10 protein-coding genes are annotated in these 12,895 nt (G+C 73.2%); 6 read left to right on the forward strand and 4 right to left on the reverse strand.

Annotated elements, in window-relative coordinates; all coding sequences use genetic code 11:
- Positions 1–908, reverse strand: a 908-nt coding sequence (locus C3488_RS37190) for an AraC family transcriptional regulator (protein ID WP_103845276.1), incomplete at its 3' end; no start/stop codon positions are given.
- Between the two features lie 213 nt (positions 909–1,121).
- Between C3488_RS37190 and C3488_RS37195 the strand changes: the two genes are divergently transcribed.
- Positions 1,122–3,881 carry a BREX system ATP-binding domain-containing protein gene (locus tag C3488_RS37195; protein WP_258053887.1) on the forward strand — a complete coding sequence of 920 codons (2,760 nt, stop codon included), beginning with the start codon at positions 1,122–1,124 and terminating at the stop codon, positions 3,879–3,881.
- Here C3488_RS37195 and C3488_RS37200 read toward each other — a convergent pair.
- Positions 3,805–6,678, reverse strand: coding sequence for an AAA family ATPase (locus tag C3488_RS37200; protein ID WP_181139352.1), 2,874 nt, complete (start codon positions 6,676–6,678; stop codon positions 3,805–3,807). The two genes, C3488_RS37195 and C3488_RS37200, sit on opposite strands and share 77 nt — an antisense overlap.
- Positions 6,679–6,872: 194 nt before the next feature.
- The gene (locus C3488_RS37205; protein WP_103845279.1) at positions 6,873–7,724 is read right to left on the reverse strand and encodes an NmrA/HSCARG family protein; all 852 of its coding nucleotides are present in this window, start codon (positions 7,722–7,724) and stop codon (positions 6,873–6,875) included.
- A gap of 381 nt (positions 7,725–8,105) precedes the next feature.
- Here C3488_RS37205 and C3488_RS37210 point away from each other — a divergent pair, with 381 nt between their 5' ends.
- Positions 8,106–8,831, forward strand: a complete 726-nt coding sequence (locus C3488_RS37210; protein WP_103845280.1) for an alpha/beta fold hydrolase — start codon at positions 8,106–8,108, stop codon at positions 8,829–8,831.
- Between the two features lie 187 nt (positions 8,832–9,018).
- A complete protein-coding gene (locus C3488_RS37215) occupies positions 9,019–9,864 on the forward strand; it encodes an alpha/beta fold hydrolase (protein WP_103845281.1) in 846 nt (281 codons plus the stop codon).
- 41 nt (positions 9,865–9,905) lie between these two features.
- On the opposite strand, the gene C3488_RS37220 is transcribed toward C3488_RS37215, so the two are convergent.
- Positions 9,906–10,634, reverse strand: a complete 729-nt coding sequence (locus C3488_RS37220) for a DUF1345 domain-containing protein (RefSeq protein ID WP_103845282.1) — start codon at positions 10,632–10,634, stop codon at positions 9,906–9,908.
- A gap of 171 nt (positions 10,635–10,805) precedes the next feature.
- Between C3488_RS37220 and C3488_RS37225 the strand changes: the two genes are divergently transcribed.
- The 3 genes from C3488_RS37225 (at position 10,806) to C3488_RS37235 (ending at position 12,586) form a co-directional block, all read left to right on the forward strand.
- Positions 10,806–11,135: an antibiotic biosynthesis monooxygenase gene (locus C3488_RS37225; RefSeq protein WP_103845283.1), complete on the forward strand. Its 330-nt coding sequence runs from the start codon at positions 10,806–10,808 to the stop codon at positions 11,133–11,135.
- Between the two features lie 143 nt (positions 11,136–11,278).
- Positions 11,279–11,626 (forward strand): DUF1330 domain-containing protein, encoded by a 348-nt coding sequence (locus tag C3488_RS37230; protein WP_103845284.1) that lies wholly within the window; start codon positions 11,279–11,281, stop codon positions 11,624–11,626.
- Positions 11,627–11,752: 126 nt separating this feature from the next.
- Positions 11,753–12,586: a DUF1206 domain-containing protein gene (locus tag C3488_RS37235; protein WP_103845285.1), complete on the forward strand. Its 834-nt coding sequence runs from the start codon at positions 11,753–11,755 to the stop codon at positions 12,584–12,586.
- Positions 12,587–12,895 lie beyond the last annotated feature (309 nt).

Consider the following 12,895-nt stretch of genomic DNA (forward strand, 5'->3'; position numbering starts at 1 on the left):
CCGTCGGCGCTCGCGGGCCCCCGGGAGGCCCGGGTCCGCGCGTCCCGCCAGTCGCTGGGCGACACCCCGTAGGCCGCGCGGAAGCTGCGGCTGAAGTGTGTGGCGCTCGCGAATCCCCAGCGCCTCGCGACCGCGGACACCGTGGTGTCGTTCCGTCCGGGTCGGGCCAGTTCCCGCCGTGCCTCCGTCAGACGGCGGTGCTGGATCCACCGGCCGATCGTGCAGTCGTGGCCTTCGAAGAGCTTGTGGAGGTAGCGGATCGAGAGGTGCTGAGCCGTGGCGACGCTCGCGGGAGTCAGCTCCCGGTCCCACAGATGCGTGTCGACGTGGGCGCGCACCTGCCGGACCAGTGCCTGGCGGTCCTCCCGGCCATCGTGTGGTCCGGGATCGACGCTCTCGGCGGCCAGCAGGGTCACCAACTCCGCGACCGTGCCCGCCAGATGGTGCGCCGTGCGGGGTGAGTACTCCGGCAGCGCGCCGACGAGTTCGCGCACGAAGGATCCCAGGAGTGGCGCCACCGCGCCGTCGGCGGAGGGGTCCCGGTCGCCCAGCAGCCGTGCCTGGTGGTCGGTGAGCGTGAGTGCGCGACGAGGGATCCGTACCAGGTGGAGTGTGAAGTCCTCCGCCGCCTGGAGGGTGAACGGCTCGGTTCCGTCGCAGACGAAGAGGTCGTCGGGGCCGCACACCCCCGCGGTTCCCCGACGGACGAGGGTCGCCCGGCCGGAGATGTGGAGGCCCAGCAGCAGACAGGGTTCGGGAGCTCCGTCGTCGGGGAGGTGGACATAGGTCTGTGCCGGTCCCCGAACGGTGTGCACCTGAAGGAAGCCGAGGGTGCGGGATGTGCCCCCGTCGGCATGGCGGGTACTGCGGGTATCGCCGTTGCCGACGGATGCGGGTGTCAGGCTCATAGGGCCCCTTCGTCCGAGCGTTCCCTTCCCACGGGTGCCGGGTCTGTTCCGGCGCCGGGCCTCGCACACGGAGCGAGTCCACGGACTTCAGCCTCAGGGTGTCCGGTGCGCAACGGCACAGGAGCGGGCCGTCTCTTCCTGCACGGACAACAACCGTGCGCTGTGGGACAACACCGCCGTGCCATGCTGTCCGGAGGGCGAGGAGGGGCAGACGTGGAGAGGGGTCCGGGGGACACGGCGCTGGTCGGCAGGCAGCGCGAGTGCGCGCTGCTGGAGCGGTCCCTGGAGCGGGCCCGGTCCGCGGCGGGCGGCTCGGCGACGGTGCTGCGGGGCGACGCCGGCATCGGGAAGACGGCGCTGCTGGACTGGACGGCCGCGCGCGCCGAGCGCAGTGGCTTCACGGTCCTGCGGGCAGGGGGGAGCGAGGCGGAGGTCGGCATCGCCTTCGGGGCACTGCACCAGGTGCTCCGGCCGTTGCTGGAGAACTCCCGGGCACTGTCCCGGCCGCAGCGGACCGCGCTGGAAAGGGCGTTGGGACTGCGGGACGGACTGCCCTCCGGCGGATTCATGGTCGGTGCGTCCGCGCTGACTCTGCTCGCGGAGGAGGCGCGCCGGCGTCCGGTGCTGATCCTGGTGGACGACCTCCACTGGGTGGACTCCTCCAGTGCCGCGGTGTTCCTCTTCCTGCACCAGCGGATCACCGGCCTGCGGACCGTCATGGTGTGCGCCGGCCGCCCCGACGGCTCGGCGCTGGACGGATGGCCCGCGCACCCGGTGGACCTCGGGGCGCTGTCGGGTGACGACTCCCGTGCGCTGCTGCGGCGCTGGCATCCGAAGCTGGCGACCGCCACCGCCGAGCGGGTGATGGAGGAGGCCGCGGGCAACCCTCTGGCGCTGGCCGAGTTGCCCTGTCAGCTGGCGCGGGAGCACCGCGAGGGCGTCGTGCCGCTGCCGGAGCGGCTGCCGCTCGGGCAGCGGCTGGAAGCGCTCTTCGTACGACGGCTGCGCTCGCTCCCCGCGGACGCGGCGAGGGCGTTGCTGGTCGCCGCGCTGGACAGCGCGGGCGGGAGCGGCGTGATCCGGGAGCCGGCGCCGGATCAGGACGGCACGGCACGGGTCATCGAGCCGATCGAGGCAGGCGGGTTCGCGCGCCTGGACCACACCGGGCGGCTGGTGTTCCGGCATCCGCTGGTGCGCAGCGCCGTCATCGCCTCCGCCTCCCCGGTGGAGCTGCGGGCCGCCCACCGGACACTGGCGGAGCGGCTTCCCGAGGACGACCCGCGCCGCCTGCTGCACGAGGCGTCGGCCGCCGAAGGGCCGGCGGAACCCCTCGCCGCGCGGCTGCAGGAGGCCGGCACGCGCATCGCGCTGCGCGGTGGCGACGCGGAAGGGGCGCTGCTCCTGGACCGCGCGGCGGCCCTCAGCGCCGACCCCGGGAGCCGGGTGAGACGGCTGACCTGGGCGGCCGTGATGTCGGCCCGGGGCGGGCGCCTGGCGTACGCGGCGCGGCTGGTGAAGGAGATCGAGCGGGGACCGGTGCCAAAAGACGTCGCCCCACTGTTCGCCTATGCGGTGGTGTACGTCGACCAGAGCCACCACGTCGACTTCGCGTCGTCGTTCTCACTCCTGCCCGGGGCTCTGGCCGCGCTGACCGCCCCCGGCGCGTCGGCCCCGGGCGACCTCGTGGAACAGATGTTCTTCAAGCTGCTGCTGGCCTCCGCGTACACGGGCGACCCCCGGGGGTGGGAGACGCTGGAGCGCCACCGGGATCATGTCTCCCCCGCCGCCCGCCTGTGCCACCGTGCCTGGGCGGACCCGCCGCGCACGGCGCAGGGTGCGGAGGCGGAGCTGCGGGCCATGGTGACGCGGGGGACGGCCGGGCGCGACGCCGGCAACGCCTGGCTGCTGCTGTGGGCGGCGTCGGCGGTGGACGGTGCCGATGCGAACCTGTTGCGGCTCTTCGGCGGGGAGCACGCCTACGCCACTTCGGGGTCCGTCGCGAAGGCCCGGTGCCATCGGGCGTTCCTGCGGGGCCGTTGGGATGCCGCCGAGGACTGCCCGCGCGAGGCCGACACCGCGGAGGAGCTCGGCTACCACTGCAACGCCCTGCTCTTCAGGCTCTACCACGCACACTTCCTCGCGGGCCGCGGTGACGAGCAGGGGCTGCGCGCGGTACGGGAGCGCATCGAGCCGGCCGCGTCCCGGGCCCGGATGCGCTTCGTCACGGACCGCCTGGACCATCTGGAGGCCCTCGTCGCCCTGGCGCACGGCCGGCACGAGGAGGCGTACGACCGTCTGCGGCGCATGTTGCCGACCGGCTCCCTGTCACGGGGACCGGCCTGGTTCCACCTGCCCTTCTTCGACTTCGTGGTCGCGAGCCTGGGCTGCGGCCGGCGCGAGGAGGCGCTCGCCCGGGTGGCGGCCGGGCGGGCGGCACGAATGGACGGCGTCTCCGGCCACCATGCCTTCCTGCTGGCCGCGGCGAGCGCGCTGACGGCGGACGACGACACGGCGGACGCGGCCTACGCGGCGGCCTACGCCGTGCCGGGCGCCGGCCGATGGGTCTTCGAGCTGGCTCGTCTGCGGCTGGCGCACGGTTCCTGGCTGGGGCGACGGGGGCGCCGGGCCGAGGCGGAGGAGCTGCTGCACACCGCCTGCCGCACCTTCCGCGAGCTGCGGGCCGCCCCCTGGGTCGAGCAGTGCCGGGCCGAACTGCGTGCCGTCCGCCGCTCGTCCGGGGCCGCGGACAGCGACACCGACGCGCTCACGCCCCAGGAGCTGCGCATCGCCCGGCTGGTCGCCACCGGACTGACGAACAAGGAGGTCGGCGCCGCCCTGCACCTGTCCCCCCGCACGGTCGGGGCGCACTTGTACCGGATCTTCCCCAAACTCGGCATCACCTCGCGCGCGGCCCTGGCCAGGGCGCTTCCCGGGTCTCCTCCAGCGCACGAGCCACTCCTGCACGAGTCGTGACGCCCAGCTTCGGGAAGATCTTGTACAGATGGGCGCCGACCGTACGCGGTGACAGACCGAGAAGCTCCGCGATCTGACGGTTAGTCAGGCCCTCGGCGGCCAGTTCGGCGATCCTCAGCTCCCGCGGAGAGAGCAGGGGATGGTGTCCGGTTCCGTCGCCGGACGTTCGGCTGTCGCCGTTCACCGCGTCGAGTTCCCGGGACGCCTGTACGGCCCAGGCTGTGGCACCGAGGCGGGTGAAGGCGCCGAGCGCGGCCTCGCAGTGAGTGGCGGCGGGCCCTGGTCGGCCCTGCCGCCGGAGCCACGCGCCGTGCGCCAGACGGGCCCGGGCGAGCGGAAAGGGCCACGTGTCGGCGCCCTGGAGGGCGTACACGGCCGCGAACCGCCGCTCCGCTTCCTCGTCGTCGGCGGCGAGGGCCTCGGCGACCGCCACCAGGAAGCTGTGGTGGGGCGACGTGCGGGCGATTCCGGCCGCGTCCACCGCCCGCAGGTGGCGCCGGGCCTCCGCCCTCCGTCCGGTGTCGACCGCGGCCTGCACCCAGTCGACGAGCGAGAGATGGAACCAGGGGGCGCGGGACGGAACGGTCCCGGGCGGGGTGAGGGCCTGCGCGTGCTGCCATGCCTCGTCGCTCCGGCCGTGGCCGAGTGCGCACACCACCTTCAGCGCGTGCAGGCGCTCGGTGACGAGGCGCAGGCGCCGCTCGCGGGCCGAGGTCCCGACGGCGGTCGCCAGCGCGGCGAGACCGGCGCGGTCCCCACGGGCGGCCAGGACCTGGGCCGCGTTCAGCCGGAACAGCGTCTCGTTGAAGGCGTACCCGCAGGCGGCGGAGGCCTCGGCGCCACGGCGGGAGACCTCCAGGGACGCGTCCCAGCGGCCGTGCAGGAAGTCGTCGTGGGCGCGGACGATGTCGACGAAGGCCTGGGTGGCGTACGCGTGCCGGCCTGCGAAGCGGCTCCACAGCTGGTCGTTGTCGCTGACGGCGTCGACGGCGGCGGCCGTCCACAGCAGGAGCCGGAGCGCGGGGGTCTCCCGGTGCTCGGGCAGAGCCGCGACCGCGGCGCGCAGCCGGCGCGGCACGTCATGGACGACGTGGGACGGGCCGGACCATGCCCGTCGGCACAGCAGCGCCGGCTCGCAGGCGTCCGCCAGCCGGTGTTCGCAGGCGGCCCACGCCCGCTCGTCCCCGGTGTGCACGGCGACGACGAGGAGCAGGAAGAGCAGTGGTTCGAGCAGGGCCGCGCGCTGCTGCCCGGCCATCGGTGCGGCCGGCCGGTCCAGGACCTCGGGAAGCAGTTCGATCGCCGGTGCCGGGTCGGCGTCCAGCTGGAGCCGGGTGCAGGCGACGGCGAAGGCGTACTGGTCGGCGGGTTCGGGCCTTCCCGGGCGGGCCTCGGTCTCCGCCTCGGCGACGAGTGCCGCCGCCAGGCGCAGCCGTCCCCCCTGTGCCGCCATCGCAGCGGCCGCGACGAGACGGGCCGTCCGGCTCGCCGCGTCCGGGCTGAGACCCGCCGCGCGCGCCATCATTCCCGCCGCCTCCGCGGATCTGCCCTGGGCGGCCATCGTGTCGGCTTCGGCGTGCACCAGCGCGGCCAGCTCGCCGTCGGTGCCGATGGCGGCGGCCGCCAGGTGCATGGTCCGCCGCGGGCTCAGCACGGGGAGCGCGTCCGCGAGCAGCCGGTGGGCCGCCCGGCGTTCGGCCGGCGAGGCGAGGTGCACCAGGCAGGCGCGCACCAGCGGATGGTGGAAGGACAGGCGGTCCGACGCCGGCTCGGTGTGGGCCAGGCCGGAGGCGTCCAACTGGCTCCGGACCTCCGTCCAGGAGGTTCCCGCCGCCCGGTCCGCCAGGTCGCGCAGCACGCTGACGCGCTGCGTGAACGAGCCGCCCAGTGCCACCAGCAGCAGCAGACGCCGGGCGCCGTCCGGCAGGGCGCGCACTTCGTCCTCGTACAGGCGTCCGAGTCGCTCGCCCATGGGCAGCTCGTCGAACAGCTCGGTGACGCCGGTTGCCCGCGCGTCCGCCGGGTGGGCGGAGCCGGCCGCGGCCGCCGTTCGCAGGTGCACCGGAAGTTCGTGCAGCGCGAGCGGGTTGCCCCCCGCGGCGCGCAGCACCCGGCGGCGTGCCTGGTCGGGCAGGTGCGGGTGGAGGGCGCTCAGCAGCGCTTCGGCCTGCCGCTCGTCCAGTGGCCGCAGGTCGAGCACCCGGCCCGGCAGCCCCTCGGTCTCGTTCCCTTCCCCCGGGCTCACGACGGAATGCCGCCGGGCCACGATCGTCAGGTGCCGCCTCGCCCCGATGACGACGACGGGAAGGGGAGCCAGATTCCGCTGGACGTGCCCGAACACGGCGGTGCTGGACGGGTCGGCCCACTGCAGGTCGTCCAGGAGTACGACGACGGGTCGGCGGGCGGCGGCGTGGGCGAGCAGGGAGAGGGCGGCACCCGCCACCGTGAGAACCTCCGGATGTGCGCCCTCACGCACGCCCAAGGCCCGTTCCAGTGCGTCGCGTTGCTCCTCCGGGAGAGCGTGCGTGTCGTCGAGCAGCGGCCAGAGCACCTGGTGCAGGGCCGCGAACGGCAGGCCGCACTCCGCTTCGGCGCCGGTCATCCGCAGGATGCGCAGACCGGCGCGACGGGCCTCGGCCTCGGCAACCCTCAGCAGCGCGGTCTTCCCCAGGCCGGGATCGCCGCGCAGGATCACCGACGTCCCGGTGGAGGCGATCTCGGCCAGCGCCGCGCGGATGACGGCGACATGGGTGTCCCGTCCGGTCAGGACCGGTCCGGCCGCACCGTCCCCGGGCATGCCCGCACCGCTCATGACCTCGGTTACCCCGCCCTCTTCACCACCGCGACGCCCGTGCCGCTCCCCCGTCTCCGCCTTCCGGACCCCTCCGGTACGTGGCCCGTACGCCCCGGTCCGGCCGACCCTGGATCGGACGGTCATTCAACCATAAAAGAGATCATGTCATAGTTCGTGGTCTGCGCTGAGGGGCGCCCTCAGCCGGCACCCGCGAACGTGCGGCGCGCCCAGTCGGTGAAGCGGGTCCAGGAGATGCCGGGATGGGCGTCATGCAGCGCGGGGATGTCGACCTGATAGCCGGGCCCGTTCAGGAACGTCCACATCGCGTGCATGTCCGGATCGGCCACCGCCGCCAGCGGTACCCGCGCATGGCGCACGTCGCGTCCCAGGGCCGTACCGAGCGCGGCCGCCATGTCGGCGGGCGTCGGGGCGTCACTGGCCAGCTCGATGCGGTGCTCCGCGTACGGGCCGGGGTTCAGCAGCACCGCGGCGGCGAAGGCACCGAGGTCGGCGCGGTCGAGCTGCTGCAACGGCCGGTCGGACGGCAGCGGCAGGTCGAGCGCCCCGCCGAGGATCCGCTCGGCTCCGCCCAGCGCGTTGTCGTAGAAGTAGGTCGGCCCGAGGATCGTGTAGGGCACATCACCCGAACGCAACTCGGCCTCGATGCGCGCCTTGCTCTCGAAGTGCGGCACCCCGCTCTCCTGGTCCGCTCCGGCCACCGAGCTGAACACGAGGTGCGGTACGCGCTGCTCGTGCGCGGCGGCCAGGATCGCCCGCCCCTGGGCCACCTCGGCCTCCGGGCCGGCCTCGAAGGGAGTGGTGAACGCGAACACCGCGGCCACCGAGCGCATGGCCGCGGCGAGTGACGCGCGGTCGCTCAAGGACCCGGCCACGACTTCGGCGCCCCGGTCGGCCAGTTCCCGCGCGGTGCTGCGTGCGGGATCCCGCACAAGCGCCCGGACCCCGGCCCCCCTGGCGAGCAGGGCGTCGGTCACCGCCCTGCCCTGGCCACCGGTCGCGGCAAGCACCAGGATCGGCGCATCGGCCATCGGGAACTCCCTTCTCGGGGAAACATCGGCAGTTGATCACTGGCCAGGAACCCCACGTTATCCATCCATCCCGCAGGACACGCTCAGCCCGGGCCGACAGACGCGGACAGGTCAGACCCCGTGCGCGGAGAGACAAAACGCATGTGCCGCTCCCCCATACCTTTTCGTTGGCGCCGGCGGCCCTCCGCCGGCTCGGAACCATCGACGGGTCCCCACGGGGGCATTCCTGGTGCGGGGTACCGGCCGTCCCCGGGCCCCGCTCTTGGCCCCGTCTCCCCGGACTCTCACGCCCCTGGTGATCCGCCGGACCGCCGTCGGCATCGCGCCCGTCCCGGCGCCGGAGCACTTCGGCCGGTCACCACCATCGACAAGGAGTCATCCATGACCGATTCCGGCAGCCCGACCGTCGTTCTGGTCCACGGTGCTTTCGCCGACGCGTCGAGCTACGCCCGCGTCATCCCCGAACTGATCGCCCGCGGCCTGGACGTGGTGGCCCCGGCGGTACCCAACCGCAGCCTGCTCGGCGACGCCGACTACATCGCCACGCTCGTCCGCCAGATACCCGGCCCGGTCGTCCTGGTGGGACATTCCTACGGCGGTGCGGTCATCACCGTCGCCGGCGCGGAGGACAACGTACGGGCGCTCGTGTATCTGGCCGGCTACGCACTGGAGGAGGGTGAGAGCCTCGGCGAACTCCAGGGCCGGTTCCCCGATTCCGACCTGGCCAAGGCGCTCGTCTACACCCCGTTCCCGGTCGAGGGCTCGTCCACGCCCGGGACCGACGTGTCGGTCGACATCGACAAGTTCCCGTCCATCTTCGCCGCGGACGTCGACCCCCGTCTCGCCTCCGTCCTCGCCGTCTCCCAACGTCCGCTGGCAGCGCAGGCATTCGGCGAGAAGGCGCCGGTGGCGGCCTGGAAGACCAAGCCCTCCTGGGGTCTGGTCGCCTCCTTGGACCACACCATCAACCCCGATGTGGAGCGCTACGGCTACCGGCGGGCCGGGATGACAACGGTCGAGGTCGACTCCTCCCACCTGGTGATGCTCGCCCACCCCGAGCGCGTCACCGAGTTGATCGTCGAGGCGGTCCGGGCCACCGCTCGGTAGGGCTTCCCGGCGTCCCGGCCGCCCTCCGGCCACGGACCGCACCCGTAGGCGCCCAGCGGCCGGCGGCCGGCGGCCGTCCGCAACCACGCCGAAGCCGACACCGATGCCCCCCGGCCGGCGCCGCTCACACGCGCGCGTCCGCCCGGCCCGGGGGAGGAACTCCTGCCATCACCCTAGGAAGTGAAGGATGAACGCACCGATCTCCCGCCGTACCGTCACCGTCTCCCTCCTGGCCGGCGCGGCCGCCCTGGGCACCGCCGTTCCCGCCTTCTCAGCGCCGTCGGCGGGTGCCGACGGGCCGGCCCGTCGGCACCCGCACGAGGGCAGACCCACCATCGTCCTGATCCATGGCGCGTTCGCCGACGCCTCCAGTTGGAGCGCGGTTGTCGAGCGGCTGCAGCGGCGGGGTCACCACGTTCTGGCACCGGCACTGCCGCTGCGCGGGCTGACGAGCGACGCCGCCTACATCGGCAGTGTGCTCGACAGCGTTCCGGGCCCGATCGTGCTGGTGGGCCACTCCTACGGCGGAGCGGTCATCAGCCTCGCCGCGGCCGGCCGCGCCCGGGTCAAGGCGCTGGTCTACATAGCCGCCTTCGTACCGGAGATCGGCGAGAGCGCGCTGGAGCTCACGGACAAGTATCCCGGCAGCACTCTGGCGCAGGCCGCCTCGGCCCAGCACTACCCGCTGCCCGGAGGTGGACAGGGTGAGGAACTGGTCATCAGGAAGGAGCTGTTCCGGGAGCAGTTCGCGGCCGGTGTGCCGGTCACGACCGCTCAGGTGATGGCCGCGGGGCAACGTCCCATCGCCCTTGCCGCGCTGCGGGAGAAGGCCACCGCCGCGGCCTGGAAGAAGATCCCCAGCTGGTACCTCGTGGCCACCGAGGACCGCAACATCCCGCCGGCGGCCGAGCAGTGGATGGCCGACCGCGCCGACGCGCACACCATCAGGGTCCGCGCACCGCACGCGGTCGCCGTGAGCGACCCGAGCCCTGTCACCGAGCTGATCCTGAACGCGGTCCGCTCGACACGCTGAGCGCATCGCTCTCGTACCGCCTCCCGGCCAGGTGCGCCGCTTCACCTGAGGATGTTCACCGCCCGTGCCACCACCAGCGCCACGGTGAGCAAGGAGATGGATGCCTGGGACGCCATCAGCAGCTTGGCCCAGCGGGACAGGGGCATGGTGTCGGTGGGGCTGAAGGCGGTCGCGTTGGTGAAGGAGACATAGAGGTAGTCGGCGAACGCCGGCTCCCAGTCCGCCGGCGCCAACTCCCCGCTCTGCATCTGCGGGAAGAGGAAGTCCGGGTAGTCGTGGTGGCCGGCGGCCCGGGCCGCCGGCCCGCCCCTGTCCCACTCCCAGTACCACAGAGCGAAGACGATGACGTTGGTCAGCCAGATGCCCGCACCCGTCATCAGCAGCGCCCCGGCATCACTGCCCTCGGTACCGCGCACCAGCCCCCGGATCAACAGCGCCGCCGACCAGCCGTTGGCTACGCTGACGAGGGCGGCCAGCGCCAGCCCGCCCGCGCGCAGCAGCGAGGCCCCCCGTCTCGTACGGGTCCGGAAGGCCCACTGCAGCACTACCAGCAACAACAGTTCCAGCGTGGGCAGGAGCCACACCGGCCGGAAGGCCAGCCGCTCGGGGAGCAGGAGTTGCAGGGCGACCGCGGCGACCACGGCCGCGCTCACGGCCCAGCGCGACTCGTCGCGAGTGGGCCGCCGCCAGGCCGGCTCCTGGCGGGCCGCGGTGAGCAGTTGCTCCAACCGGGCGAGTCGCTCGTGCAAGGCCCTTGACTCTTCGTTCACGACCCCAGTGTGACCTCACGGCGACGAGACCGATCACGGGCACCCCGCCATGCGCGGGGACAAGCCCCGGAGCGGGCCTGCCCGCCTCGGGCGCGCGGCGTGCCGCCGACCTTCCGCGTGAGTGGACGAGCCGCTCCGCGTCAGCCGGCCGGCCTGCGGCAGGATGGGACCATGAGCGTAGTCAAGATCAATGTACTGACCGTCCCCGCAGAGCAGCGGGAGACGCTGGAGAAGCGCTTCGCCTCCCGGGCGCACACCGTGGAGAGTTCCGACGGGTTCGAGTGGTTCGAACTCCTCAGGCCGGTCGACGGAACCGACAACTACCTCGTCTATACGCGGTGGCGGGACGAGGAGTCGTTCCAGGCATGGATGGAGGGCCCCATGAAGGCGGCCCACCAGGGCGGTGACACGGCAGGAGGCGAACGCCCCAAGCCGGCGGCGAGCGGGTCCACGCTGTGGTCCTTCGAGGTCGTACAGCAGGCGGCGCCCAAGAGCGCGTAGGCCGGCACCGGCGGAAAGGCACCGGCCCTGGACGGCAGGCACACGCCGCCGCCCGGGGCCGCTTACCTCCGAGGTCATCGCTCCGGAACGGAGCGCATGCCACGATCGTCGGCGTACAGAGCCCGGCCGACCGGAAGGACGCCATGACCGCCTACGCGATAGCCCACCTGCAGGAAGCCGCCCCGCACCCGGAGATCGCCGAGTACATCGAGCGCATCACCGCCACCTTCGCCCCCTACGGCGGCCGCTTCCTCGTACACGCCACACAGCACGAGGTGAAGGAGGGCAGCTGGCCCGGACACGTGGTCGTCATCGGCTTCCCCGGCCTCGCCGAGGCCCGGGCCTGGTGGGACTCCCCCGCGTACCAGGAGATCGCACCACTGCGCTCCCGGCACATCGACGGCGACATCATCCTGGTCGACGGCGTCAGTGACACCTACGACCCCGCAGGCACCGCACGGACGATGCGGGAAGCCATGCGCACCCCCTGAACAGGGCAACGGAGGTACGTCCGTTCAGGCTTCACCTCCCCTTCGTACCCGCCGCGCCTCCCCGACACGTGTGCCGGCCTGGTGTGTCAACGCGGTGCGGGGGCACACGGATTCGGGGAGGTCGAGATGAACACGAGTGCCATGACCCATGCCCGACGGGCGCGGTCCGGGGGCGAGGTCGGCTCACTGACGCAGGCCGCTGCCCGGGCCGGGCTGGCCGCCCGGGGAGTGATCTACGTGCTGGTCGGCGTGCTGGCACTGCGGATCGCGTTCGGCGACGGCAGCCGGCAGGCCGACCGCAGTGGTGCGCTCGCGGAGATCGCGCAGGAGCCGTTCGGTGCCGTACTGCTGTGGGCGCTGGGCATCGGGGTCGCCGGCATGGCCGTGTGGCGGTTGTCCGAGGCGGTGTTCGGCGCCGTCGGGCCGGACGGCCGCAAGGTGAGGAAACGGCTGCTGGCGCTGGTCCGGTGCGTGTTCTATGCGTTCGTCGCCTACTCCGTGCTGTCGTTCGCGACCGGTTCCGGCACGGGTGGCTCATCCAGCGACGAGCAGTCCAGGGACGTCACGGCCAGGGCTCTGGGGGTGCCCGCCGGTCAGTGGATCGTGGGCGCCGTCGCGGTCGGCATCATCGTGGCGGGGGTCTGGATCGGGGTCCGGGCCGTCCGGCGCGAGTACCACAAGGACCTCAGGCTCGGCGAGATGTCCCCGGGCTTGAGGCGACTGGTGGACATCGCAGGCGTGGGCGGAGGTGCTGCGCGCGGGCTGGTGTTCGCCGCGGCGGGGGCCTTCGCTCTGCGCGCCGCAGTCGATTACCGGCCCGACCGGGCCAAGGGGCTGGACGACACGCTGCGGTCGTTCGCCCAGACCCCGTTCGGTCCGTGGCTGCTGGTGCTCGTGGCCGCCGGGGTCGTACTGTTCGGCCTCTTCTCCTTCGCGTTGGCGCGCTGGCGCAGGGTCTGAGCGTCGGTTCTCCTTGCCGTGGAGTCGCCGTGGAGACAAGGCAGTTGGATCCGTGCTCCGCGGGTCGCGGCCGCTGTGTCGTGAAATGCCCGCGGAATTGTCCGTGATCGGTAACAGACGGATCCCGCACCGTTCTTCTTCCGTCCTGATGGGTGCACGTGACCACAGAGACGACGAGGAGCGGGGCGGACATGGCGCGGCGTGGCGAACGGGGATGGTACGGGCGGGTGCTCGCGGCGGCGGTCGGCGTGACGGCGGTGGCCACCGCCACCTCGGTGTGGACCGCGCAGGCCGGCCCCGCCGAGGAAC

It is taken from the genome of Streptomyces sp. Ru72 (assembly GCF_002920635.1).
Classification (GTDB): domain Bacteria; phylum Actinomycetota; class Actinomycetes; order Streptomycetales; family Streptomycetaceae; genus Streptomyces.